We start from the raw sequence: 24,637 nt of genomic DNA, 5'->3' as shown, positions 1-24,637 counted from the left end.
CATCAGCGCCCAGGGGGTGGGCCTATCAGCCGTTCTGCTGGTCGAGCTTGGCCTTCAACAGGGCGCCCAGGTTGGTGGTACCCGACGAAGCGCTGGCATCCGACATGCGCTGGATGGCCTCGGCCGTCTCGGCGCTGTCCTTGGCCTTGATCGAGAGCTGGATCGAACGCGTCTTGCGGTCGATGTTCAGGATCATGGCGTCGATGTTGTCGCCGGCCTTCAGCACCGTGGTGGCATCTTCCACGCGGCCCGAAGAGATCTCGGAAGCGCGCAGGTAGCCTTCGACGTCGACCGACAGGGTCACGACTGCACCCTTGGCCTCGACCGACTTCACGGTGCCCTGGACGACGGCGCCCTTGTCATGGGTGGCCACGAAGTTGTTGAACGGATCGCCTTCCAGCTGCTTGATGCCCAGCGAGATGCGTTCCTTCTCGGTGTCGATGCCCAGCACCACGGCCTCGACCTCGTCGCCCTTCTTGAAGTTGCGCACGGCTTCTTCGCCGGACTCGCTCCAGGACAGGTCGGACAGGTGCACCAGGCCATCGATGCCGCCGGGCAGGCCGACGAACACGCCGAAGTCGGTGATCGACTTGATGGCGCCGCGGACCTTGTCGCCACGCTTGTGGTTGATCGAGAACTCTTCCCACGGGTTGGGACGGCACTGCTTCATGCCCAGCGAGATGCGGCGACGGTCTTCGTCGATCTCGAGGACCATGACTTCCACTTCGTCACCCAGGGTGACGACCTTCTTGGGATCGACGTTCTTGTTGGTCCAGTCCATTTCGGACACGTGGACCAGGCCCTCGATGCCGGCCTCGACCTCGACGAACGCGCCGTAGTCGGTCAGGTTGGTGACCTTGCCGAACAGGCGGGTGCCCTGCGGGTAGCGGCGAGCCAGGCCCACCCACGGATCTTCGCCCAGTTGCTTGACGCCCAGCGAGACGCGGTTCTTTTCCTGGTCGAACTTGAGGACCTTGGCCTGGATTTCCTGGCCGACGGACAGGACTTCCGAGGGATGACGCACACGGCGCCATGCCAGGTCGGTGATGTGCAGCAGGCCGTCGATGCCGCCCAGGTCGACGAACGCACCGTAGTCGGTGATGTTCTTGACGACGCCGTTGACGATCGCGCCTTCGTGCAGGGTCTCGAGCAGCTTCTGGCGCTCTTCGCCCATGTTGGCCTCGAGCACGGCGCGGCGCGACAGCACGACGTTGTTGCGCTTGCGATCGAGCTTGATGACCTTGAATTCGAGGGTCTTGCCTTCGTACGGAGTGGTGTCCTTGACGGGACGCAGGTCGACCAGCGAACCCGGCAGGAAGGCACGGATCGCGTTGGTCATGACGGTCAGGCCGCCCTTGACCTTGCCGGTGATGGTGCCGGTGACGAGATCGCCGGACTCCAGGGCCTTCTCGAGCTGCAGCCAGGCAGCCAGGCGCTTGGCGCGGTCGCGCGACAGCACGGTGTCGCCGTAGCCGTTTTCGAGCGCGTCGATGGCCACCGAGACGAAATCGCCTTCGGAGACTTCGAGCTCGCCCTTGTCGTCGAGGAATTCCTCGAGCGGGATCAAGGCCTCGGACTTCAGGCCGGCATTGACCACGACGAAGTTATGGTCGATGCGCACCACCTCGGCGGTGATGACTTCGCCGGATTTCATTTCCTGGCGCTTGATGCTTTCTTCGAACAGGGCGGCAAAGCTTTCTTCGCCGGCAGGGGCTTGGGAAACCGAAGACATTGTTGATGTATTACCGGGTTACGCACTTCATGGGGGCGGCCGAGACATTCGACCTGACACCGCACCAATCGGTGGAGTTGCAATACCTCATTGCTGAGGGCCTGTACTACGTGCTGACTATGATTGCCGCTGCGCCATCAGCTACGCGATGCGCCCGAGCGCTCGCCCCACCAGCTCATCACCTGCTCGACCGTCTGGTCGATGGTGAGGTGGGAGGAATCGAGCACCAGGGCATCGTGGGCGGCGGCCAAAGGCGCGTTCGCCCGTTGCGTATCGCGCGCATCGCGCGCTTCCAGATCGCGCAAAAGGGTTAAGAGGTTAGCCGAAAAACCCTTTTCGATCAACTGTTTATAGCGTCGCTGGGCCCTCGCCTCGGCGCTGGCCACCAGGAATATCTTGAGGTCGGCATCCGGAAAAACAACCGTCCCCATGTCCCGGCCGTCGGCCACCAGCCCGGGCGGGCACCGGAAAGCGCGCTGGCGGTCGAGCAACGCCGCCCGCACCGGCGCCAGGACCGCCACCTGCGAGGCCATGTTGCCGACTTCCTCGCGCCGGATGTCGGCGCTGACGTCGCGCCCGCCCATGAAGACCCCGTCGGCGACGAAGCGCACGTCCAGGGCGGCCGCGGCGGCGGCCGCGCCTTGCTCGTCACCGGCCGCGATACCCTGCTCCAGGCAGGCCAGCGCGGTCAGGCGGTACAGCGCCCCGCTGTCCAGCAGATGCCAGCCCAACCGGGCCGCCACGCGCGCCGCGATGGTGCCCTTGCCCGAGGCGGTCGGCCCGTCGATGGCGATCATGGGAACGGTGGAACCATTCATTTAAGAAACCTATCATTTTTATCGTATCGATCAATTGGCGTCGCCTCGCGAGTCGGCGCACAATTCGATAACGATTCTCATTACCAATCAAGGAAGACGACGATGGCCAAGACCCTTGCCTTCGGCGGCCTGCATATCGTGACCTCGTTCAGCGTCACCTACATTATTACCGGCAGCGTGGCGCTGAGCGGCGCGGTCACCTTCATCGAGCCGGCCGTCAACACCGTCGTGCACTATTTCTTCGACAAATTCTGGGAACGGGACCGGCGCGCCGGGAACCCGGCCGCCGCGGCTCAGGCCCCCACCAGCCCCGCATAGACATCGAAATACGTGGGAAAGGTCTTGCTCACGCAGCCGGGATCGAGAATGCGCACCCCCACGGGACCGAACGCCGCCAGCGAGAAGCACATGGCCATGCGGTGATCGTCCCAGGTGCCGATCTCGGCAGGCGTCCAGGTGGCGGGAGGGGTCACGGTCAGGCTGTCCGGGGTGGCGGTCACCGTCGCCCCCAGCTTGGCCAGCTCGGTCTGCATCGCGTGGATGCGATCGGTTTCCTTGACCCGCCAGCTCGCGATGTTGCGCAGGCGGCACGGGCCGTCCGCATACAAGGCCAGGACCGCGGCGGTCATCGCGGCATCCGGGATCAGGTTGAAATCGGCGTCGAAGGCCTTCAGGCGAGCGCCTTCGGCCACCTTGACGCCGCGGGTCTCTATCCAGTCCGGCCCCATCTCGACCTCGGCGCCCATCGCCGCCAGGGTGTCGGCGAACGCCACGTCGCCCTGGATGCTGTCGCGGCCGACGCCGGCCACGCGCACCGGACCACCGCCTATCGCGCCCAGCGCCAGGAAATAGGAGGCCGACGAGGCGTCCCCCTCGACCAGCATCTGGCCCGGCGACCGGTAGGCAGCCTGGGCGGGAACGGTGAAGCGCAGCCAGCCCTCGCGCTCGACCGTCACACCGAAGCGGCGCATCAGGTTCAGCGTCATCTCGACGTAGGGCTTGGAAATCAGCTCGCCCTCGACCTCGATCACGAAGTCCCGGCCAGCGGCCTGGGTAGCCAGCGGAGCCGCCAGCAGCAGCGCGGTCAGGAACTGGCTGGAAACCGAGCCGTTGACCTTGACCGGCCGGGACAGGTCCGGTTCGCCCCAGCCCAGCGACAGCGGCGGATAGCCCTCGCGCCCCTGGTAGGCCACGCGCGCGCCCAGCATGCGCAGCGCGTCCACCAGGTCGCCGATCGGGCGCTCGTGCATGCGTGGCACGCCGTGCAACAGGTAATGCCCGCCCATCATCGCCAGCGCGGCGGTCAGCGGCCGGATGGCCGTGCCCGCGTTGCCCATGAACAGGTCGGCCTGGCCCACCGGGAAGCGCCGCGCCCCCTCGACCAGCACTTCGTCCGGACGCTGGCCCGAAGAAATCGTTATGCCCAGCTTGCGCAATGCCGCCAGCATGACCTGGGTGTCGTCCGAATCCAGCAAGCCGGTCAGGCGGGTCGTCCCCTCGGCCAGCGCGGACAACAGCAGCACGCGATTGGAGATGCTCTTGGAACCGGGCAGGTCGACGGTACCCCGCGCGTGGCGCGCCGGCGCCAGGTCGAGATACGGCGGATGGCGGGAATCGGTCATGGCGGTCATTCGTTCGTATCGGGAGATGGCTGCCCGGCCCGCCAGGCGCGCCGGGATTTCGACACGGTCTCCAGCATGGCTTGCAGGCCCGCCGCGTCGCCCTGGCGCATGGCCTGCTCGAAGGCGTCCAGGGCCCGCCGCACCGCGGCGGTCTCTTGCATCATGGCTTCGCGGTTTGCCAGGAAGATGTCACGCCACATGTCGGGCGACCCGCCGGCGATGCGGGTGAAATCGCGGAACCCGCTGCCGGCCAGGTCCAGCCGCAGGGGCGCATCGGCGGCCTCCAGCACCTGGGCCATGTAGGCGAATGCCAGCAGGTGCGGCACGTGGCTGACCGACGCGAGCACGGTGTCGTGTTCGCCCGGACGCATCGTCCTGATCCGGGCGCCGCAGGTGGCCCATGCCTGCTCGACCAATCCGACGGCCCCGGGCGGATTCTCGTCCAGCGGGGTCAGGATCACCGTGCGGTCCTGGTACAAGTCGGCAAAGGCGGCGCCCGGGCCGCTCTGTTCGCTGCCGGCGATCGGATGGCCCGGCACGAACTGGCCGATGCGGCCGCCCAGCGCCTCGCGCGCGGCGCGCACGACGTCCATCTTCGTACTGCCGGCGTCGGTGACGACGGTATCGGGCCCCAGGTGCGGAGCCAGGCCATCCAGGGTCGCACGCGTCGCGCCCACCGGCACGGCCATCAGGATCAGGTCGGCCCGCGCCGCTTCCTGCAGCGTGGCAGGACGGTCGATCAGGCCCAGCTTGCGCGCCTGCTCGAGCGTCGCGACCTGGCGGCCGACGCCCCAGACCTCGCCGACCTGTCCGGCCCGCCGCAGCGCGGCGGCGAACGAGCCGCCGATCAGCCCCACGCCCACGACCGCGAGCACCGGTACCAATGGCCGCGAGGAACCGGAGGCCCCCCCGGCCGAATCCGGATGCGACATGGGTAGGTCTCCGCTCACGCAGATACCGGGTACGACCCCAGCACCTTGAAGAACGCCACGCGCGCCTGGAGCGCGGCCAGGGCCTTGGCGACCTTGGGATCCTGGCGATGGCCTTCGATGTCCACGTAGAAATAGTATTCCCACTGGCCGGTGCGGGCCGGGCGGGATTCGAAGCGCGTCATGGACACGTCGTTCTCGGCCAGCGGAGCAAGCATCCGGTAGACCGCACCGGCCTCGTTGGGCACGGCCAGGATCAGGCTGGTCTTGTCGCGGCCCGAGGGCGTGGTCTCGAGATGGCCGATGGCCAGGAAGCGGGTGCGATTGTGCGGATCGTCCTGGATGCCCGCGGCCACGACCTTCAGGCCCCAGCGCTGTGCCGCCTGCTCGCTGGCGATGGCCGCGACGGTGGGATCCTCGGAAGCCAGGCGGGCCGCCTCGGCATTGCTGGCCGCCGACGCGCGGGCCAGTTCGGGATGATGATCGGACAGCCAGCCCTGGCACTGCGCCAGCGATTGCGGATGCGAGCGGATGACGCTCACGCCGTCCAGCGTGCCGCTCTGGGTCATCAGGCATTGCACCACGGCCACCGAACGCTCGCCCAGCACCTTCACCGGCGAGGACAGCAGCAGGTCCAGCGTGCGGTTGACGGCGCCTTCGTTGGAATTCTCGAGCGGAACGATGCCGAAGTCCGCGCGGCGGGTCTCCACCGAACGGAAGACCTCGTCGATCGTGCCGCACGAGATCGCGTCGACCGCATGGCCGAAATGCGCCAGCACGGCCTGTTCGGAATAGGTGCCCTGCGGACCGAGATAGGCGACGCGGGCGGGCTGCTCCAGCGCGCGGCACGCCGACATGATCTCCATCCAGATGGCGGACAGCGCCTGGCCGGGCAACGGGCCGGCATTGAGCTCCTGCAGCCGGCGGATGACCTGGGCCTCGCGCTCGGGCCGGAACACGGCTCCGGCGTGGTGCTCCTTCGCCATTCCCACCGCCTGTGCGGTACGCGCGCGCTCGGACAGGAGCTCGAGCACCTGGGCGTCGATGGCATCGATGCGCTCGCGCAGCGGCGCCAGCTTCTTTTGCAGATCGTCATCCATGGCTGCGCTCGAATTCCTTCATGAAGTCGACCAGGGCGCGCACGCCCTCGATGGACATCGCGTTGTAGATGGACGCGCGCATGCCGCCCACGCTCTTGTGCCCCTTGAGCTGCAGCAGGCGCGCGGCTTCGGCCGCCTGCAGGAACGGCGCATTCAGCGCATCGTCGCGCAGCATGAACGGCACGTTCATGCGCGACCGGACGGGCCGGTGCACCGGATTGCGATAGAACGAGGTGCTGTCGAGATAGTCGTACAGCAGCCGGGCCTTCTCCACGTTGGCGGCTTCCATGGCCACCACGCCGCCCCGCTGCTTGAGCCACTTGAACACCAGCCCGGCGACGTAGATCGCATACGTGGGCGGCGTGTTGAAGCGCGAGCGCTCCTTGGCCACGATGCCGTAGTCGAACGCCGACGGGCAGATGGGCAAGGCGTGGCCCAGCAGATCCTTGCGCACGATGACGATGGTCAGCCCCGCCGGCCCGATGTTCTTCTGCGCGCCGGCGTAGATCAGCCCGGCGCGGCGCACGTCCATGGGCCGGGACAGGATGTGCGAGGATGCGTCCACGGTCAGCGCGGCGCCGGGCGCGCCCAGCGCCGCCAGGTCGGGCCAATCCATGAATTCGACGCCGCCTATGGTCTCGTTGCTGCACAGGTGGACATAGCTCGCCTGCGGGCGCACGCGCCAGGAAGCGGGGTCCGGCATGTAGGTCCACGGACCTTGCTGCGCGCCGTCCACGACGGCGGCCTGCTCGGACGTGGCCGCCACGGCCACGTCGCCGTAGCGCCGGGCTTCCGCGAAGGACTTGGCCGACCACGAACCGCTTACCACGTAGTCGGCCGCATGCGCCTCGCGGCGGCCGATCAGGTTCATCGGCGCGATGGCGTTCTCGCCCAGCCCGCCCCCCTGCAGGAACAGCACGGCATAGTCGTCCGGCACCGAGAGCAACTCGCGCAGGTCGGCCTCGGCCTCGTCGCAGATCTGCTCGAAGTGCTTGCCGCGATGGCTCATTTCCATCACGGACATGCCGCTGCCGTGCCAGTCCAGCATTTCGGCCGCCGCCTGCTGCAGCACGGCCTCGGGAAGTACGGCCGGCCCGGCCGAGAAGTTGTAGGGTCGATTCATGGCAGCCGCCTTATTCGGCCTCGCTGGAAGACGGAGCTTCCGGCCCGGCGTCGGTACCGTTGCCTTCGGGCTCCTCGGTGTCGGACTCGACCACGCGCTGCACGCCCGACAGGTGCGTGCCCTCGTCGACGTTGATCAGCGTGACGCCCTGCGTGGCCCGGCCCATTTCGCGGATCTCGCTGACGCGCGTACGCACCAGCACGCCGCCGGTGGTGATCAGCATGATCTCGTCGGCCGGATCCACCAGCACGGCGCCCACGACCTTGCCGTTGCGCTCGGACGTCTGGATGGCGATCATGCCCTTGGTGCCCCGGCCATGGCGCGTGTATTCACCGATGGGCGTGCGCTTGCCGTAGCCGTTCTCGGTCGCGGTCAGCACGCTCTGGGTCTCGTTCTCGGCCACCAGCAGCGCGATCACGGTGTGCGACTCCTCCAGCATCATGCCGCGCACGCCCCGGGCCGTGCGTCCCATGGGACGCACGTCGTTCTCGTCGAAGCGCACGGCCTTGCCGGCGTCCGAGAACAGCATCACGTCATGCTTGCCGTCGGTCAGCGAGGCGCCGATGAGGTAGTCGCCCTCGTCCAGGTCGACCGCGATGATGCCGGCCTTGCGCGGGTTGGAGAACTCGGACAGCGGCGTCTTCTTGACCGTGCCCTTGGCGGTGGCCATGAAGACGTAGTGGTCCTCGCTGTACGCCTTGACGGTCAGCACCACGGTGACCTTCTCGCCCTCCGACAGCGGGAACATGTTGACGATGGGCCGGCCGCGCGAGTTGCGCGTGCCCTGCGGCACTTCCCAGACCTTCAGCCAGTAGACCCGGCCGCGGTTGCTGAAGCACAGGATGGAATCGTGCGTGTTGGCGATGAAGAGCTGGTCGATCCAGTCGTCTTCCTTCGTGGCCGTGGCCTGCTTGCCGCGACCGCCGCGCTTCTGGGCGCGATACTCGGACAGCGGCTGGCTCTTGATGTAGCCGGAGTGGGACAGCGTCACCACCATGTCGGTCGGCGTGATGAGGTCCTCGGTGTCGAGCTCGGTCGCGTTCAGCTCGATCTGCGAACGGCGGATGTCCTTCACGTCGGTGCCGAACTCGGCCTTGATAGCCGACAGTTCGTCGCCGATGATGACGGTCACGCGCTCGGGCTTGGCCAGGATGTCGAGCAGGTCGGCGATGTTGGCCATCACGTCCTTGTACTCGCCCACGATCTTGTCCTGCTCCAGGCCGGTCAGGCGCTGCAGGCGCATGTTCAGGATTTCCTGGGCCTGCGTATCGCTCAGGCGGTACAGGCCATCGTCCTGCATGCCGAACTCCTCGCCCAGGCCTTCGGGACGGTAGGCCCCGCGGCCGCCGACCGTGTCGGCCTCGGCGCGCGTCAGCATCTCGCGCACCAGCGACGAATCCCAGGTGCGGGCCATGAGTTCCTGGCGCGCGATGGGCGGCGTGGGGGCAGCCTTGATGATGGCGATGAAATCGTCGATGTTGGCCAGCGCCACGGCCAGGCCTTCGAGCACGTGGCCGCGCTCGCGCGCCTTGCGCAGCTGGAACACCGTGCGGCGGGTCACGACCTCGCGCCGGTGCGCCAGGAAATACTCCACCATCTGCTTCAGGTTCAACAGGCGCGGCTGGCCTTCCACCAGCGCCACCAGGTTCATCCCGAAGGTATCCTGCAGCTGGGTGTTCTTGTAGAGGTTGTTGAGCACGACCTCGGGTACTTCGCCGCGCTTGAGCTCGATCACGACACGCATGCCGTCCTTGTCGGACTCGTCGCGGATATCGGAGATGCCTTCGATCTTCTTCTCGTTGACCAGCTCGGCGATGCGCTCGAGCAGCGAACGCTTGTTGACCTGGTACGGGATCTCGTCGACCACGATGGCCTGGCGGCCGCCCTTCTCGACGTCCTCGAAATGGGTCTTGGCCCGCATCACCACCCGGCCGCGGCCGGTGCGATAACCCTCGCGCACGCCGGACATGCCATAGATGATGCCGCCCGTGGGGAAGTCGGGAGCGGGAATGATCTCGATCAGCTCGTCCACCGTGCACTCCGGATTGCGCAGGCAGTACAGGCAGCCGTCGACCACCTCGGCCAGGTTGTGCGGCGGGATGTTGGTGGCCATGCCCACGGCGATGCCGGAACTGCCGTTGACCAGCAGGTTGGGCAGGCGGGCCGGCAGCAGCAGCGGCTCTTTCTCGCTGCCGTCGTAGTTGGGCCCGAAGTCAACCGTTTCCTGGTCGATGTCGGCCAGCAGTTCGTGCGCGATCTTGGCCAGGCGGATTTCGGTGTACCGCATGGCCGCCGCGCCGTCGCCGTCGACCGAGCCGAAGTTGCCCTGGCCGTCCACCAGCATGTAGCGCAGCGAGAACGGCTGTGCCATGCGCACGATCGTGTCGTAGACCGCCTGGTCGCCGTGCGGGTGGTACTTACCGATGACATCGCCGACGATACGGGCCGACTTCTTGTAGGCCCGGTTCCAGTCGTTGTTCAGTTCGTGCATCGCGTACAGCACGCGCCGGTGCACGGGCTTGAGACCGTCCCTCACGTCGGGAAGCGCGCGGCCCACGATCACGCTCATCGCGTAATCCAGGTAGCTGCGGCGCATTTCCTCTTCAAGAGAGATCGGTAGTGTTTCCTTGGCGAAGGAATCCATGGGCAAGCTGCTTCAAGAGGTGTTGTCGCATCCCGCTCGCAAGGCATTTCGCGAGGGCAAAACAGCTTGCGAACGAACGGCGGGCGAAGCTTAAGAGTTTATCACCCCGGCCTGGCGTTATGCTTAGGGCCCGCCCGCCACCCGACGCGTCCATGGCCCCGACCACCCTGCTGCTTCCCGACTGGCTGATCCCCGTCGAACCCGACCAGGCCGTCCTGGCCGGCCATGGCATCGCCATGCGCGATGGCCGGATCGCCGACATCGCACCGCACGGCGTGCTGCGGGACCGCCACCCCGGCGCCGCCGAACGCCCCCTGGCCGGCTGTGCCTTGCTGCCCGGCTTCGTCAACCTGCACACGCACGCAGCCATGAGCCTGTTGCGCGGCGCCGGCGACGACCTGCCGCTCATGGCCTGGCTGCAAGAGCGCATCTGGCCTCTGGAGCGCAAGCTGATGTCGGCCGACTTCGTCTACGACGGCAGCGTCCTCGCCTTCGCCGAGATGCTGGCCGGAGGCACCACCTGCTGCGCCGACATGTATTTCCACCCCGAAGAGGTGGCCCGCGCCGCGCTGTCGATGGGAATCCGCGCGGCGGTGGGCGGCACGGTGTTCGAGATACCCGGCGCGCCGCCGGCCGAGCAGATGCTGGCGCAGGCCCTGGCGGCCCACGAAAAGTACCGCGGCGAACCGGGACTGCGCTTCATGCTGGCTCCCCACGCGCCCTACACGGTGGGCGACGACATGCTGCGCCACCTGGCCGCCGTGGCCGAGGAGGCCGACCTGACCATCGCCATCCACCTGCACGAAACCCGCCAGGAAGTCGAGGAAGCGGTGGCCATGCACGGCATGCGCCCCGCCGAGCGCCTGGCCCATCTCGGCCTGCTGTCGCCCCGGCTGGTGGCCGTGCACGGCGTCCACCTGGACGCCGACGACATCGCGCTGCTGGCGTCCCACGGGGTCAGCCTGGCCCACTGCCCCGCTTCCAACCTCAAGCTCGCCAGCGGCCTCGCGCCGGTTGCCCGCCTGCTCGAGGCCGGCGTCAATCTGGGCATAGGCACCGACGGCGCGGCCAGCAACAACCGCCTGGACATGCTGTCGGAACTACGGCTGGCGGCCCTGCTGGCCAAGGGCGCCAGCGGCGATGCGCGGGCGCTGCCTGCCCACCGGGCGCTGCACGCGGCCACGCTGGGCGGCGCGAAGGCGCTGGGGTGGGACGACCGGATCGGCTCGGTCGCGGTGGGCAAATATGCCGACCTGGTGGCGATACGGCTCGATTCCGCCCGGCTCGCGCCGGTATTCGACCCGGTGTCCCACGTGGTCTACGCGGCCGGAAGAGAGGACGTGGAAGAGGTATGGATCGACGGCCGGACAGTTGCAAAAAAACTACAACTCACCAATTCACCATCAAAAAGCGATCTCGAAAGGATAATGTCCCGGATATCGCAGTGGCGCTTGCGTGCAGCCGGTGTGATTTCTGGCACAAACACTTACTTATCCCAGGAGTGAGTGGCATGAGAGAACAACCGCAATGCTATACTGGGCATGTATATCCATGTTGCGGCGGGGGTTCGCTGCGAGTTTCATTTCAAGCTAAGAGGAGAAACATGAACAAACGCTCCAAAATTGGAATCTCTCTGGCGCTCGCCTTCGCTGCCGTGACGGCCTCGGGCGTGGCCTCTGCTCAAGCCGGTAAGGTCAACGACAACTGGCAATCGGCGTTCGGCGTGCAAGTCAAGAGCGCTGACGGCCTGTGCTGGCGCAATGGGTTCTGGACCCCCGCCACCGCCGACCCGTCCTGCGATGGCGCGCTGAAGGTCGCTGCGCCCGCCGCTGCCCCGGCTCCTGCCCCCGCTCCCGCCCCGGCTCCGGCTCCCGTGCCCGTTCCGGTCAGCCAGAAGGTCACCTACTCCGCCGACGCCTTCTTCGACTTCGACAAGTCCGTCGTCAAGCCCGAAGCCAAGGCCAAGCTGGACGAGCTGGTCAACCAGATCCGCGGCATCAACCTGGAAGTCGTGATCGCCGTCGGCCACACCGACTCGATCGGTACCGACGCCTACAACCAGCGCCTGTCGGTCCGTCGTGCCGAAGCTGTCAAGGCCTACCTGGTCAGCAAGGGCATCGAAGCCAACCGCGTCTACACCGAAGGCAAGGGCGAGAAGCAGCCCATCGCCGACAACAAGACCGCCGCCGGCCGTGCCAAGAACCGCCGCGTGGAAGTCGAAGTCGTGGGTACGCGCAACAAGTAATCCACTGCCTGACAGTTGGATCCCGGCGGTATCCTTCGGGTACCGCCGGCTGGAACCCCGCTCTGCGGGGTTTATTTTTTTGCCGCCAAACTGGAGTCCGCCATGACCACCACCGCCCAGGAATCCCGGCCCGTCAACGCCGATGCGGCCGAGTTGGCCAAGTTCAGCGCCCTGGCCTCGCGCTGGTGGGACCCGGAAAGCGAATTCAAACCGCTGCATGCCATCAATCCGCTGCGCCTGGAATGGATCAGCCAGATGGCGCACGGGCTGGGAAACAAGACCGTGCTGGACGTCGGTTGCGGCGGCGGCATATTGGCCGAAAGCATGGCGGCTCGCGGCGCCATGGTCACCGGTATCGACCTGGCCGAAAAATCGCTGAAGGTCGCGAAACTCCATAGCCTGGAAAGCGGCGTGAAAGTGGAATACCGCAATATCAGCGTGGAGCAGTTGGCCGATGACCAACCCGGCTCTTTCGATATCGTGACGTGCATGGAGTTACTGGAGCACGTACCGGATCCGGAATCCGTCATCCGGGCCTGCGCCAGGCTGGCCAAACCCGGCGGACACGTTTTTTTCTCGACGCTGAACCGCAATTTAAAATCGTTTACCTTTGCCATACTGGGCGCCGAATACATATTGGGCCTGGTACCGCGAGGCACGCACAGCTACGACCATTTCATCCGCCCCAGCGAACTGTTGGGCGCCGCCCGCGGCGCCGGCCTGGAGGCAGTCGCGATCAAGGGATTGGAATACAACCCCCTGACGAAAATCTACAAACTGAGCAGCGACAGCAGCGTCAATTACATGGTGGCGACGATACGCTCATGAAACCGCTGGTTCTTTTCGATTTCGACGGCACATTGGCCGATACCGCCCCCGACCTTGCCGCCGCCGCCAATCAGCAGCGCCTGCGCCGGGGCCTGCCCGCCCTGCCCTACGAGCAACTGCGTCCCATGGCCTCGCACGGCGCGCGGGGATTGCTGCGCGTGGCGCTCGGGCTGACCCCCGAGTCGCCCGGCTACGAAGCGTGCAAGCAGCAGTTCCTGGACGACTACGCCGCCAACATCGCCGTGCATACCTCCCTCTTCCCCGGGGTGGAAACATTGCTGTCCAGCCTCGTCCAGGAGGGCTGGGCATGGGGCATCGTCACCAACAAGGTCACCCGCTTCACCACGCCGCTGGTGCGCCACCTGGCGCTCGAGCAGCACAGCGCCGTCGTGGTCTGCGGCGACACCACCGCCTACTCGAAACCGCATCCTGAACCGCTGCTGCACGCCGCGCGGGAAGTCGGCGTCGCGCCGCGGCATTGCCTGTACGTGGGCGACGACCAGCGCGACATCGTTGCCGGCAAGGCCGCGGGCATGAAGACCATCGCCACCGCCTACGGCTATTGCGGCGATGGCGTGCCTGTCGAGGCCTGGGGCGCGGACGCGGTCGTCGCCTCGGTCCCGGACTTGCTGCCGGCGATACGGCGCCTGCTGCCGACATGATCCCCCCGGCCGGAGCCGCCTCTTGAAAACCCGCCCCATGGCTCCATATGGGATACAATCCTCCTCAAGGGGCCGTACCGGTTTCGACGGGGGTCGCGAAGCAGCACAGGGCATGTCGAGCACCAGTAAGCTCGTTAAACCACTGGAACGCAAATAAACGCCAACGACGAGCGTTTCGCTCTCGCCGCTTAAGCGGTGAGCCGCTGCACCGATCTGTCCTTGGGTCGGGCGGAGGAAGGGCAACTTTCCTAAGGATCCCTGTCTAGGGCCATAAACCCCCGAAGCAGCCTGATCCTGAACCGCAGCAGTGTCATTCTCAAGGAATCGGTATGGACTGGGGTCACACGGTTCATGCTTAAACTACGTGAATCGCTGTGTGCCGGCCTGTCGGTTGGCTAAGCACACGGTTAAATCCAAATAAATCGACTACACATGTAGAACTGTCTGTAGAGGGCTTCCGGACGCGGGTTCAATTCCCGCCGGCTCCACCATATACCGCCAGCATCTGGCGCCAGAATCCCCAGGAAAGCCTCGGCCGTCCTGGGGATTTTTTTCGTCCGTGGACGGCTCAGTCCTGCTCGCCCATCGCCGGGTCGCTCACCGCATGCTCGCCCGTTTCGACGCGGCCGGCAAAGCGCCTGCGGAAGGCCGCGTCGGCGCTGCAGCTGACTTCGAAGTCATACCAGCGACCGCTGCCGGCCAACTCCCAGTGCAGGGACTCCTGGGCGCCGGGCGCCACCGTAACGGTCCAGGGGCCATCCTCGCGGTAGGCCCTGGCCGCGACCGTGAAGGTGCAGGCCTGGGTGCCGCCGTTCATCAGTTCCGTGTAGACGTTCCCGTTGGCGATGTCGTAGCAGACGCGGATTTCGGGCTGCACGCCGGTATCAGCGATACGCGCGGTGTCGCCGATGAAGTGACGATGGTAGCCGTTGGGGCCCAGTACCCACAGGTCGTAGCGGCCCAGATTGTCCAGTCCCGCGTTCCAGGTGTCGTCCAGCGTCTTGCCCGCTTCCACCGTATACCGGCGCGGGATCCGGTCCAGGTGATGGCGGTCATAGACGTGGAACACCGCTCCCTGCTTGCCGGTATTCGAGAACAGCAGCTTCACCTGGCCGTCCGGTCCGCAGCGCGCGCTGGTATGCAGCTCGTACGGCAAGGCCCGCGACGGGCGCGTGCCGCTCGCCTGGATCGGCATCTGCAGGTCGGCGGGCAAGGGCATGGCGGGCAGCGCCTGCTGGCTGGAACGCAGCTGGTCCGCGGCCGCGCGCGTGTTGCGGCCGCCCAGCGTAGGCAATGCTTCGTCGTTGGGCGTGGCGAAGTTGAAGGCGCTGGTCAGGTCGCCGCAGACCGCGCGGCGGAACGGGCTGATGTGGGGCTCTTCCACGCCGAAGCGCGCTTCCAGGAAGCGCAGCACCGAAGTGTGGTCGAACACTTGCGAATTGACCCAGCCGCCACGGCTCCACGGCGAGATCACGTACATCGGCACGCGCGGCCCGGGGCCGAAGACGCGGCCGTCCGGAGCGGGCTGGCGGGTGCTGCCGGCCGGCGCGGCCTGCGTGTAGTACTCGGAGGCCAGGCTCGCCTCCGGCAGCGTGGTCTTGCCCGCCAGGGAGAGGTCGGCATTGCGCGACGGCGGCGACGGCGACGGCACGTGGTCGAAGTAGCCGTCGTTCTCGTCGAAGTTGACCAGCAGCACCGTCTTGCTCCAGACCTCCGGCACCGCGGTCAGCGCATCCAGCACCTCCTGGAGGAACCAGGCGCCCTGCACGGGACTGGACGGCCCGGGGTGTTCGCAATAGATGGACGGCGCATTGATCCAGGAAACCTGCGGCAGGCGGCCTTCGCGGATGTCGCGGCGGAAGGCGTCCAGGTAGGAATCCGGCGTGGTGCCCGGCAGGGTATTGGCGATGCCCTTGTACAACGGGTTGCGGGCATTGTCCGTGGCGGGATCGTAGGCGTGGTAGGGCAGGCCCTGGCCCGTGTTGGAATACGGGGCATTGGGCGCGCCGCCGCTCGACACGGGGAAGCCCGACGCCAGGTTGGCGGCACGGAACTGGCGGAAGGCGCCCAGCATGTTGTCGCCCCACTCGTCGGGCATGTTCTGGTAGCAGATCCAGCTGATGCCGGCATCCTCCAGGCGTTCGGCATAGGTCTTCCAGGTATAGCCGATCGCGTCCGAGCCCGGCGTGCCGGGAATGGCGTCCCACTCGTTCGTGACGTAAGCCACGTTCTGCGCGGTGGGCCCGTTGGTGCCGGTGAGATGGAACGACCGGTTGGCGTCGGTGCCCGTGTGCATCGAGCAATGATAGGCGTCACAGAGGGTGAATGCATTGGTCAGGGCAAACTGGAAGGGGATTTCCTGTTCCTTGAAATAGCCCATGGACGTATTGGTCTTGTGGCGCGCCCATTGGCTCATGCGGCCGTTGTCCCAGGCAAGCTGGCTGTCGCCCCAGTCGTGCGGGGTGCCGCTGACGCGCTGCGCGTTGTTGGCCGTCCCGTCCAGGTGATAAGGCGTGAGCAGCGCGCCGTTGCTGCGCTCCTGCTGCCAGACCTTGCGGCCGTTGATCATGGGAATGGTGAAGCGATCGCCGAAGCCGCGCACGCCCTTGAGCGTGCCGAAGTAATGATCGAACGACCGATTCTCCTGCATCAGGATCACGACGTGCTCGACGTCCCGGATGGTGCCGGTCTTGTTGTTGGCGGGGATGGCCAGCGCCTTGCGGATGCTGGGCGGAAAGGTGGCGAGTACGCCGGCGGCGAGGCCGGCGCCCGAAGTGGCTTGCAGAAATCGGCGGCGGGAAGTCATGGATGTCCGTGCGTGGGTCGTGGGAAACGTCGTGCAGCCGTTACGGCGCGCAGCGCAGGTCGGGTTTCGATGGCGTGGTGGGCGGCTGCTCTGTCCCCGGGCCGGAGGAAGGCGGCGATGAATCGTCATCGCTGCCACAGGCGGTCAGGAATGTGGCGACGGCAAGCGCCACGGCGAAGGCTCGCGCAAAGATCGGTATGGGCATGGGTGGGCAGAGTAAAAGGGATGCGACAGGCCAGGCACGAGAAATGTGCGGCGGTGCAAGCCTAGAAAGCCCAGGTGACAACGGGGTGAAAATCGGACGCCGGATTCGCAACGAAATGCGAGCGCGCGGACCGCCGCGCCAGGCAACGCCGACTCAGATATCGGGGATCAGCCGCTTGCCCAGGCTCACCGCGTCGTCCTGCGCGTACCCCAGTGCCCGGTAGAAATCGATGACCTGGCCGTTGGCCGTGCGCACCAACAGGTTGATCTTCGGGCACCCGCGTTCGATCAGGAGCTGTTCCGCATGCGCCATCAAGCGACGGCCGTGGCCGCATCGCTGGTGGCCGGGATGCACCGCGAGGTAATACACCCAGCCGCGGTGTCCGTCGAAACCCACCATGGCCGACGCGATGGGCGCCCCGTCGGACTCCCCGACGAGGAACAACTCGGGCTGCGCGGTCAGCTTGCGCTCGATGTCCTTTCTGGGATCATTCCAGGGCCGCGTCAGCCCACAGGCCTGCCACAGGGCGATAATGGCCGCTTCGTCGGCGGGTCGGTACGAACGAATAAGCATGTTTTCCGGCACTTGCAAGAGTACGGTTGGTGGGCGGATGACTTTTATACTATGGCCATTGCCACGGCAGTCCGCGCTCGTGCCGGACCGTCCAGGATCGCGTACCCCCTCCATACAGGACCGCCATGCTGAGACTCGCCCTCCTCGCCGCCTGCGCGCTGGCCGCGCACAATGCCATGGCCTCGTGCATGCCGCGCACCGACGACGAATTGAAAGCCATGAGCGATGCCGACCTGAAGGCCGCCTATTGCGAGGCGCGTGCGCAGTCGGCGGGGCGTGCGGCTCCCGCGGTACCGTCCCTGCCCTCGTTGCCAGGCGGGCCGAACGCCGGACCGCGCACCGTCGCGCCCGCCGCCAATGCCTGCCTGACCGCCACCTTGCAACTCGTGCGGGTCATGGAGGCGCGGAAGATCGATGTCGACCGAGCTCGGGCAAACTGCGCCAAATAGGAACCATTCCCCCTTCCCGACTCAACCGCGCCCGGCTTCGCGAAGCCTGCGCCCGACCGATGACTGCCATGAAAATCGCCGCCCCCCTGATATTGTTCGCCGCGCTGGCGATCCGGCCGGCCCATGCCGCCGAACCCTGGACAGGCGCGTTCTGGAACGAACAATGCGCCGCGGGCGCCAGTGGAGACGCCTCGCTGGGCTGTTCGGCATTCGTGATGGGCGCGATCGACGGCATGCGCGTCCAGTCCATGGCCACCAGGACGCCGCTGCCGTTCTGCGCGCCCGGCAATGTGTCCACCGGACGCACGGTCGAGCTCTTCCGGCAGCGGCTGGCCAGCCGGCCGCAGGATCACGGCCTGCCCGCCGTGGTGATATTGGTGAACGCGCTGGGCGACGCCTATCCCTGCAAGCAATAGGCACCGCGGGGACGAAAAAAAACGCCCGGCCTGAAGCCGGGCGGTGGAATGCCCCTGCCTGGCCGCCTAGAACCGCGCGCCTGAGTGGGCAATCGCGTCCAGGCTCTGCCGCAGGGCCTCGCGCGCCTGGGCGGCCGCGTCGGTCTCGCCGGCACTGGTCTTGGCCATGCGGGTGGCATCCGCCGTTCCCTCGTAGGGCAGCGGCGGCTCCGCGCAGGTGCTGCTGCGCCCCGGCACCACGCCGTTGGCGAAATAGGTGCCGATCGTCGCGTCGACGCAGGCATTGCTTTCCGGCACCACGCCATGCGAGTAGGCGCCGGTAACCAGGACCAGGTGCGCCTGCGGCAGTTGGTCGAAAGAACGCCGGGCGCCTTCTGTCGCGGTCTGGGCGTCGAACTCGCTTTGCAGCATCAGGATGGGAGCCGACGAGCCGGCGCGCGACAGCGGCGGCTTGGCGACCGAAGGCCCGCCCCAGGTCGCGCACAGGCTGCGCGTGACCGAGCCGCCCTCGTAGGGATAGCGGGCCGCCATCTCGTTGCCCAGCTTCACCCAGTATTGCGGATCGGTGCTCGTGGCCACCGTGTCGTTGCACACCACGGTGTTGAACACGGAGTTGAAGGTACTGAGCTCCACGGGCGAGGCCGTCGGTTCGTAGGCCAGAAGATACGGCTGCAGCATGGCCTGGGCCAGCCCCCGGACCTCGGCATCGTCGCCGAAGGAATCCGGCACGAACTCGTAATCCATCAATTTCGCGTCCAGCACCGTGAAGTTACGGATGTCGTCCGGGTTGTCGGTCAGGATCTGGTTCATGCCGCGCGCGGCAGCGATGAGCTGCGCGCCCTTGGCCACGCGATGGGTCTTGCTGAGGATCGCGTGCAGGCTTGCCTGCTGGCCGAACGCCACCCGCATGGGTTCGGGCAGGGTGCGATAGACGTTCGCGATCTCGGCTGCGTTGGTGCCTATCCCGAAGCGGTCGGGATGGCGGGCCGCGAAGGGCGCGATGAATTCGTCCAGCACCCGCTGCATGGCCATGGGCTGCATCACGACGTTGACGTCGATGTTGCCGGTGACGTCCATGGAACTGTCCAGCACCATGCGCCCGACCCGCTCGGGGAACAGCGACGCATACCAGGCACCCAGCCAGGTGCCGTAGGAAATGCCGACGTAGTTGAACTTGGCGTCGCCCAGCAGTTCGCGGATCAGGTCCATGTCGCGGACCGTGGCGTCGGTATTGATGTACTTGACCAGCGGATTGCGCAGGCAGGCATCGCCCAGCGCATTGGCATTGAACAGCATGGCCGCGACGTTGGCCTCGCTGCGGTCCGAACTATGATGCTCCGGCCTGAGCATGCCGCTCGTGCCGCAGTACATGCGGCTGCTGGCCCCTACGCCGCGCGGCGAAAAGCCGATCATGTCGTAGCGCTGGACGATCGTGCGAAGCTGTTGTCCCGTGGTCGTGGACGCGCTGGCGTTGCCCCACAGCGCGGCCAGGTTCAGCGACCAGCCCAGGCCGTCGCCGCCGGGGCCGCCCGGATTGACCAGGATGGCGCCCAGCCGCTGCGTGGGCTCGCCCGCCGCCACGCGGGACACGGCCACGACGGCATCGCCCTTCGTGGGATTCGAGTAGTCGAGCGGCACGCGTATGGTCGCGCAGCTCAAGCGGTCCCTCAGGGTGATATAGGCGGGGGATTCGCCACCCAGGGTTTCGGGATCGCAGGCCTGCCAGTTGACGACCTGGTCGCGGTACGGTTGCAAGGGATCGACCGGGGGCGGAACCGCCCCGTCGCCGCCGCAGGCACCCAGCGCGGCCAGCACTGCCGCCGCCAACCCGGCGGCCATGGCGCGTGCCCGCAAATTCGAGAATTCACAAAGTCGTCCCAATTCGATACCCCCGGTTGCTTATTTATCAATTTGTTTCATTTAACCCTATTATCGGGGGACGCCTTTTCAAGAGCAAGCGCGAGTGTTTTGCCCCCCTCGCCAACTTGGATCTATGCTGGATGGCTATGAAGGAGTCCATCATGCCCACCCCCCTCGCCGCTTCCGAAACGGTCGGCCACCCCCGCGACGTCGAACGCATCGTGGCCGGGCGCGCCACGTCGGACGGCGCCGGCGTCAAGCTCACCCGGGTCATCGACCAGCACCTGCAACGCCGCCTGGATCCGTTCCTGATGCTGGACGCGTTCGGCACCGACAATCCCGAGGACTACATCGCGGGCTTCCCCGACCATCCGCACCGCGGCTTCGAGACCATCACCTACATGATCGCGGGCCGCATGCGCCACCGGGACAGCGCCGGGCACGAGGGCCTGCTGGAGAACGGCGGCGTGCAATGGATGACCGCGGGCCGGGGGGTGATCCACTCCGAGCTCCCGCAGCAGGAAGAAGGCGTGATGGAAGGTTTCCAGCTCTGGCTGAACCTGCCCGCGCGCGACAAGATGTCGACGCCCTGGTATCGCGATTTCCAGGCCGCGGACCTGCCCCGCGCCAGAACCGCCTCGGGCGTCGAGGCAACCGTCATCGCGGGCCGCAGCCACGGTGTCGAAGGCGCCGTGTCCCGTCCCGCCACCGACCCGTATTACCTTGACGTGCACCTGCCGGCAGACACGCAATTCCGGCAGCCCCTGCCTCCCGGCCACAATGCCTTCGTCTACGTGTATCGAGGCAGTGTCGCCATCGGCGCCACCCGGATCGAGTCCGGCCGCATGGCCATCCTGGCCAACACGCCCGAGGCCGACGGCGTCGTCCTGGCCGCGCATGGCGGACCGGCACGCGCGCTGTTGATCGCGGGACACCCGCTGCGCGAGCCCATCGCGCAGTACGGACCGTTCGTCATGAATGACCAGCAGGAAATCTTCCAGGCGCTGAGCGACTTTCGCGACGGCCGCCTGGCTTGAGAAACACCGAGATGAAACCCGACATCGAATTGCACCGGGTCTACGACCACGCGGACGTCGCGCCGGGCCGCTACCGTGTCCTGGTGGACCGGTTGTGGCCCCGCGGCGTCCGCCGCGAGGACCTGGTCTACGACGCCTGGCCCAAGGACCTCGCGCCCAGTCCCGAACTGCGCCGCTGGTTCGGCCATCGTCCCGACCGGTGGGCCGAGTTCCACCAGCGCTATGCGTCCGAGCTCGGCGGCGATGCGCAGCGGCAGGAATTGTCCGCGCTGCTGCGCGATGCCGGTGGCCGCCCGATCACCTTGCTGTACGGCGCGAAGGACCCGGACCACAACCATGCGCTCGTGCTGCGCGACGCGCTGCTGCGCGCGGCCCGCCATTCCTCATGACCATGCTGACGCTGTTCGTGGAGTACCGTCCCACTCCCGTGGGGCAGATGCTCATCCTGACCGATGGCGACGGCCGCCTGCGGGCGGTCGATTGGGAAGACTACCAGCCGCGCATGCATGAACTGCTCGGCCATCACTACGGCAAGCAGGGTTACGCGCTGCGCGACAGAGACACCCCCAGCGAGGCCAGCCGGCGCCTGGAGGCCTACATGGCGGGCGAATTGCCGGCCATCGACGACCTCGAGGTGGCCACCGCCGGAACGGACTTCCAGCGCGACGTCTGGCGCGAACTCCGGCGCATCCCGGTCGGACAAACCATCAGCTACTCCGAACTCGCCTGCCGCATCGGGCGGCCCAAGGCGGTACGTGCGGTGGGGCTGGCCAACGGCGCCAACCCGGTCAGCATCGTCGTCCCCTGCCACCGCGTCATCGGCGCCAACGCCAGCCTTACCGGTTACGGCGGCGGGTTGCACCGCAAGGTCTGGCTGCTGGAACACGAAGGGGTCCGGCTGGCGCCGCGCGAGAGCCGCCGCCAGCCGGGCCTGTTCTGACGCCCCTTTACCCGGGGCGCCGCCCGGACGATGTCTACCGTTTCATCTTGGCGTTGTCGTGCGTGGACTTGATCAGGCTTTGCAGTTCCTTGCCCTTGGCCAGATGCTGCTGAAGGTTGGGCAGCGTCTTGGCGGCGAACGCCTTCACATCCGCGTCCTCGGCGTCCTTGGCGGCCTTTTCGAACAGCTTGACCGCGTCCTCGTGCGCGTCCACCGCGATGTCGTCGGCGTACTCCTTGTCGAAGTCAGGGCCGCTCTTCTTCTGCAGGTCGCTCAGCGCCGAACGCACCTTGCGGGTAGGCTCGGCCGGCAGCTGCACGCCCTTGCTGGAAGCGAGCGTCTTCAGCTCGCCGTCCACCTTCGTGTGGTCGTCCACCATCATCTTGGCGAAACTCTTCACATCGGGGTGGGAGCCGTTGCGCTCGGCGATCTGGCTGGCGCCGATCTCCAGTTGTCCGCTTTCCGCGGCATCTTGTAGAAAGCGCGCGTCCTTGCGGGCAAGATCGGCGGCGGCGGCCGAGCCGGCGCCGAACGCCAGGGCAACGGCCAATACGGCGGTCTGCAATCGATGCATGGCAATTCTCCTGTGATGAAGACCCTGGAGGCTCAGCAATCCGCATACCCGGGCAGCCCGGCCATCGGATCGCGGTTCCCTATTTGGGCCCTTCCCGCTTCTCCAGAACGGCGGGGGTATCGTCCTGCGGCGCGCTCAGGCCGGGCCGGTCCTGCCGCGGGTCCGGCTGCGGCGACCCGTCGTAGCTGGTGGCCGGCTTGTGCTCGGCCCGCCTGGATGGCGGCGCACCGTCCTCGGCACCGGTGCTTTCGGGCAGCGACGCGAGCTGCCCCACGCCCTGCTCGTTCGACGGGCGCAGTTTCTCGTCCTCTTTCTTCGATTCCATGATGTGCTCACTCGATGTGCGGTTGGCCGCTCCTGCCAGCAAGCCCCGTTCCTCGCACACGGCGGTATAGTTGTCGGTCCCCGCCTTCACCCGAGACCCGCACCCATGGCCAGACTCCTGTACGACCTTGCCGGCGCCAATCCCGACTTCCGCTTCAGCCCCTATTGCTGGCGCGCGCGGCTGGCGCTGGCGCACAAGGGCCTGGAGGTGGAAACCGTGCCGTGGCGCTTCACCGAAAAGGACAAGCTCGCGTTCTCGGGGCAGGGCCGCGTGCCGGTGCTGGTCGACGGCGACCGGGTCGTGCCCGACTCCTGGCAGATCGCGCTGTACCTTGAAGCGACCTATCCCGACGCCCCGTCGCTGTTCGGCGGGCCGCAGGCCCAGGCCATCGCCAGGTTCGTCAACAGTTGGGCCGATTCCGTGCAACTGCCCGGGCTCACGCGGCTGGTGCTGGTCGACATCCCCGCCACGCTGCACGAAAACGACGTGCCCTACTTCCACAGCAGCCGCGAGCAGCGCATGGGCATGCCCGTGGCCGCCGTCTGCGCCGACCGCGACACCCGCGTCGAGGAATTCCGGGCCAGCCTGACGCCGCTGCGGCTGGTGCTCAAGACCCAGCCCTTCCTGTGCGGCGAGGCTCCCGCCTATGCCGACCACATCGTCTTCGGCGGCTTCCAGTGGGCGCGCTGCGTCAGCGACTTTCCCGTTCTTGCGGAAGGCGACGTCGTCGCGCAATGGCTGGAACGCATGCTCGAGGCCGCCGGTCCGGCGGCACGCCGCATGCCTTCCCTGCGGTCCTGAGCCCGGCACGTCCAACTGCAACATCGCTTGTACACGGGCGGTTCGCCCTCATATCCTTTGCCATCCGGCGCGGCGCAGGACGGTGCCCGCGCCTTGCCCTGACACGTTCCTGAAGCATCCGTCGCCTACGATGATCGATAGCATTTTACGATCAGCTATATTGAATCAATCAATTTGATCAATTATCCAGTGACGTATACCATTCATATACGTCTTTTCAACCCAGCAAGAGAGGAAACCGCAATGTCTCTAGTCAATACTCAGGTCAAGCCGTTCAAAGCGACCGCCTTCAAGGAAGGCAAGTTCATTGAAGTCACCGACCAGACCCTGAAGGGCAAGTGGGCCGTGGTGGTGTTCTATCCGGCCGACTTCACCTTCGTGTGCCCGACCGAGCTGGAAGACCTGGCCGACAACTACGCCGAATTCCAGAAGCTGGGCGTCGAGGTGTACTCGGTCTCGACCGACACCCATTTCTCGCACAAGGCCTGGCACGACACCTCGCCCGCCATCGGCAAGATCAAGTACGCGATGATCGGCGACCCCACCTGGGAAGTCACCCAGAACTTCGAAGTCCTGCGTGAAGGCCAGGGCCTGGCCGACCGCGGTACCTTCATCATCGACCCGCAAGGCGTGATCCAGGCCGTGGAAGTGACCGCCGAAGGCATCGGCCGCGACGCCAAGGAACTGCTGCGCAAGGTCAAGGCCGCCATCTACGTGGCCAACCACCCGGGCGAAGTCTGCCCCGCCAAGTGGAAGGAAGGCGAGAAGACGCTGGCTCCTTCGCTGGACCTGGTCGGCAAGATCTAAGTCCCGCCCGCCGTTCGATGGCGGCGCCGCGCCGCGGGGCCGCCATCCGGCACGGAACGTAGCAGTCAAGCAGTAGAAAGGCAGTACCGCCCGGCACGCCACAAGCGAGCCGGGCGCCATCCGAGAACACAAGATACGGAG

At 66.6% G+C, this 24,637-nt stretch carries 24 protein-coding genes and 1 other RNA gene; 13 read left to right on the top strand and 12 right to left on the bottom strand.

Annotation, left to right across the window (positions count from 1 at the left end):
* Positions 1 to 25: 25 nt before the first annotated feature.
* Positions 26 to 1,732 (bottom strand): 30S ribosomal protein S1, encoded by a 1,707-nt coding sequence (gene rpsA / locus N5K27_RS00470; RefSeq protein ID WP_087836645.1) that lies wholly within the window; start codon positions 1,730 to 1,732, stop codon positions 26 to 28.
* Positions 1,733 to 1,869: 137 nt separating this feature from the next.
* The gene (gene cmk / locus N5K27_RS00465; RefSeq protein WP_279813665.1) at positions 1,870 to 2,550 is read right to left on the bottom strand and encodes a (d)CMP kinase; all 681 of its coding nucleotides are present in this window, start codon (positions 2,548 to 2,550) and stop codon (positions 1,870 to 1,872) included.
* 102 nt (positions 2,551 to 2,652) lie between these two features.
* Between cmk and N5K27_RS00460 the strand changes: the two genes are divergently transcribed.
* Positions 2,653 to 2,868 carry a DUF2061 domain-containing protein gene (locus N5K27_RS00460; RefSeq protein WP_087836643.1) on the top strand — a complete coding sequence of 72 codons (216 nt, stop codon included), beginning with the start codon at positions 2,653 to 2,655 and terminating at the stop codon, positions 2,866 to 2,868.
* Here the strand turns inward: N5K27_RS00460 and aroA are convergent.
* The 5 genes from aroA to gyrA are packed head-to-tail and all read right to left on the bottom strand — an operon-like array spanning position 2,844 to position 9,968.
* A complete protein-coding gene (gene aroA, locus N5K27_RS00455) occupies positions 2,844 to 4,172 on the bottom strand; it encodes a 3-phosphoshikimate 1-carboxyvinyltransferase (protein WP_087836652.1) in 1,329 nt (442 codons plus the stop codon). The genes N5K27_RS00460 and aroA overlap by 25 nt on opposite strands.
* Before the next feature lie 5 nt (positions 4,173 to 4,177).
* On the bottom strand, positions 4,178 to 5,104 hold the full coding sequence (locus N5K27_RS00450; protein ID WP_279813661.1) for a prephenate dehydrogenase/arogenate dehydrogenase family protein: 927 nt from the start codon (positions 5,102 to 5,104) through the stop codon (positions 4,178 to 4,180).
* A 14-nt stretch (positions 5,105 to 5,118) separates the two neighbouring features.
* The gene (gene pheA / locus N5K27_RS00445; protein ID WP_087836641.1) at positions 5,119 to 6,201 is read right to left on the bottom strand and encodes a prephenate dehydratase; all 1,083 of its coding nucleotides are present in this window, start codon (positions 6,199 to 6,201) and stop codon (positions 5,119 to 5,121) included.
* Positions 6,194 to 7,324 carry a 3-phosphoserine/phosphohydroxythreonine transaminase gene (gene serC / locus N5K27_RS00440; protein WP_087836640.1) on the bottom strand — a complete coding sequence of 377 codons (1,131 nt, stop codon included), beginning with the start codon at positions 7,322 to 7,324 and terminating at the stop codon, positions 6,194 to 6,196. The genes pheA and serC overlap by 8 nt, the downstream gene beginning before the upstream one ends.
* A gap of 10 nt (positions 7,325 to 7,334) precedes the next feature.
* Positions 7,335 to 9,968 carry a DNA gyrase subunit A gene (gene gyrA, locus N5K27_RS00435; protein WP_087836639.1) on the bottom strand — a complete coding sequence of 878 codons (2,634 nt, stop codon included), beginning with the start codon at positions 9,966 to 9,968 and terminating at the stop codon, positions 7,335 to 7,337.
* Between the two features lie 152 nt (positions 9,969 to 10,120).
* Here gyrA and N5K27_RS00430 point away from each other — a divergent pair, with 152 nt between their 5' ends.
* From N5K27_RS00430 to ssrA, 5 genes are all read left to right on the top strand, one after another.
* Entirely contained in the window at positions 10,121 to 11,473 is a 1,353-nt protein-coding gene (locus tag N5K27_RS00430) for a TRZ/ATZ family hydrolase (protein WP_279813652.1), read from the top strand.
* A 98-nt stretch (positions 11,474 to 11,571) separates the two neighbouring features.
* Positions 11,572 to 12,213 carry an outer membrane protein OmpA gene (ompA, locus tag N5K27_RS00425; RefSeq protein ID WP_087836637.1) on the top strand — a complete coding sequence of 214 codons (642 nt, stop codon included), beginning with the start codon at positions 11,572 to 11,574 and terminating at the stop codon, positions 12,211 to 12,213.
* Between the two features lie 102 nt (positions 12,214 to 12,315).
* Positions 12,316 to 13,041, top strand: coding sequence for a bifunctional 2-polyprenyl-6-hydroxyphenol methylase/3-demethylubiquinol 3-O-methyltransferase UbiG (ubiG, locus tag N5K27_RS00420; RefSeq protein ID WP_087836636.1), 726 nt, complete (start codon positions 12,316 to 12,318; stop codon positions 13,039 to 13,041).
* Positions 13,038 to 13,703, top strand: coding sequence for a phosphoglycolate phosphatase (gph, locus tag N5K27_RS00415; protein WP_087836635.1), 666 nt, complete (start codon positions 13,038 to 13,040; stop codon positions 13,701 to 13,703). The genes ubiG and gph overlap by 4 nt, the downstream gene beginning before the upstream one ends.
* 68 nt (positions 13,704 to 13,771) lie before the next feature.
* Positions 13,772 to 14,194: a transfer-messenger RNA gene (ssrA, locus tag N5K27_RS00410) on the top strand.
* A gap of 77 nt (positions 14,195 to 14,271) precedes the next feature.
* On the opposite strand, the gene N5K27_RS00405 is transcribed toward ssrA, so the two are convergent.
* Together N5K27_RS00405 and N5K27_RS00400 are read right to left on the bottom strand one after the other, a co-directional pair.
* The gene (locus N5K27_RS00405; protein ID WP_279813642.1) at positions 14,272 to 16,509 is read right to left on the bottom strand and encodes a phospholipase C, phosphocholine-specific; all 2,238 of its coding nucleotides are present in this window, start codon (positions 16,507 to 16,509) and stop codon (positions 14,272 to 14,274) included.
* A gap of 358 nt (positions 16,510 to 16,867) precedes the next feature.
* Positions 16,868 to 17,287: a GNAT family acetyltransferase gene (locus N5K27_RS00400; RefSeq protein ID WP_087838239.1), complete on the bottom strand. Its 420-nt coding sequence runs from the start codon at positions 17,285 to 17,287 to the stop codon at positions 16,868 to 16,870.
* Positions 17,288 to 17,412: 125 nt separating this feature from the next.
* Between N5K27_RS00400 and N5K27_RS00395 the strand changes: the two genes are divergently transcribed.
* Together N5K27_RS00395 and N5K27_RS00390 are read left to right on the top strand one after the other, a co-directional pair.
* Entirely contained in the window at positions 17,413 to 17,736 is a 324-nt protein-coding gene (locus N5K27_RS00395) for a hypothetical protein (RefSeq protein WP_087838238.1), read from the top strand.
* A gap of 68 nt (positions 17,737 to 17,804) precedes the next feature.
* Positions 17,805 to 18,152 (top strand): Rap1a/Tai family immunity protein, encoded by a 348-nt coding sequence (locus tag N5K27_RS00390; protein WP_087838237.1) that lies wholly within the window; start codon positions 17,805 to 17,807, stop codon positions 18,150 to 18,152.
* A gap of 66 nt (positions 18,153 to 18,218) precedes the next feature.
* Here the strand turns inward: N5K27_RS00390 and N5K27_RS00385 are convergent, their stop codons facing one another.
* Positions 18,219 to 19,991 (bottom strand): alpha/beta hydrolase, encoded by a 1,773-nt coding sequence (locus tag N5K27_RS00385; protein WP_087838236.1) that lies wholly within the window; start codon positions 19,989 to 19,991, stop codon positions 18,219 to 18,221.
* Positions 19,992 to 20,173: 182 nt separating this feature from the next.
* Here N5K27_RS00385 and N5K27_RS00380 point away from each other — a divergent pair, with 182 nt between their 5' ends.
* From N5K27_RS00380 to ogt, 3 genes are read left to right on the top strand one after another with little or no spacing between them, the layout of a single operon-like run.
* The gene (locus N5K27_RS00380) at positions 20,174 to 21,049 is read left to right on the top strand and encodes a pirin family protein (protein ID WP_279813633.1); all 876 of its coding nucleotides are present in this window, start codon (positions 20,174 to 20,176) and stop codon (positions 21,047 to 21,049) included.
* 11 nt (positions 21,050 to 21,060) lie between these two features.
* Positions 21,061 to 21,438: a DUF488 family protein gene (locus tag N5K27_RS00375; protein ID WP_087838235.1), complete on the top strand. Its 378-nt coding sequence runs from the start codon at positions 21,061 to 21,063 to the stop codon at positions 21,436 to 21,438.
* Positions 21,435 to 21,989: a methylated-DNA--[protein]-cysteine S-methyltransferase gene (ogt, locus tag N5K27_RS00370; RefSeq protein ID WP_176400689.1), complete on the top strand. Its 555-nt coding sequence runs from the start codon at positions 21,435 to 21,437 to the stop codon at positions 21,987 to 21,989. Before N5K27_RS00375 ends, ogt begins: the two co-directional genes overlap by 4 nt.
* Positions 21,990 to 22,023: 34 nt before the next feature.
* Here the strand turns inward: ogt and N5K27_RS00365 are convergent, their stop codons facing one another.
* Together N5K27_RS00365 and N5K27_RS00360 are read right to left on the bottom strand one after the other, a co-directional pair.
* On the bottom strand, positions 22,024 to 22,563 hold the full coding sequence (locus N5K27_RS00365; RefSeq protein ID WP_087838234.1) for a DUF4142 domain-containing protein: 540 nt from the start codon (positions 22,561 to 22,563) through the stop codon (positions 22,024 to 22,026).
* Between the two features lie 79 nt (positions 22,564 to 22,642).
* Positions 22,643 to 22,888, bottom strand: coding sequence for a hypothetical protein (locus tag N5K27_RS00360; RefSeq protein WP_132980378.1), 246 nt, complete (start codon positions 22,886 to 22,888; stop codon positions 22,643 to 22,645).
* Between the two features lie 105 nt (positions 22,889 to 22,993).
* Here N5K27_RS00360 and N5K27_RS00355 point away from each other — a divergent pair, with 105 nt between their 5' ends.
* Together N5K27_RS00355 and ahpC are read left to right on the top strand one after the other, a co-directional pair.
* Positions 22,994 to 23,689 (top strand): glutathione S-transferase family protein, encoded by a 696-nt coding sequence (locus tag N5K27_RS00355; protein ID WP_087838232.1) that lies wholly within the window; start codon positions 22,994 to 22,996, stop codon positions 23,687 to 23,689.
* 243 nt (positions 23,690 to 23,932) lie between these two features.
* Positions 23,933 to 24,496, top strand: coding sequence for an alkyl hydroperoxide reductase subunit C (gene ahpC / locus N5K27_RS00350; protein ID WP_087838231.1), 564 nt, complete (start codon positions 23,933 to 23,935; stop codon positions 24,494 to 24,496).
* Positions 24,497 to 24,637: the final 141 nt, after the last annotated feature.

The organism is Pigmentiphaga sp. GD03639, from assembly GCF_029845405.1.
In the GTDB taxonomy this organism is placed as follows: Bacteria; Pseudomonadota; Gammaproteobacteria; order Burkholderiales; family Burkholderiaceae_B; genus Pigmentiphaga; species Pigmentiphaga daeguensis.
Note: the sequence above shows the minus strand (reverse complement) of the source record. Positions and strands in the feature narration are given on the sequence as shown.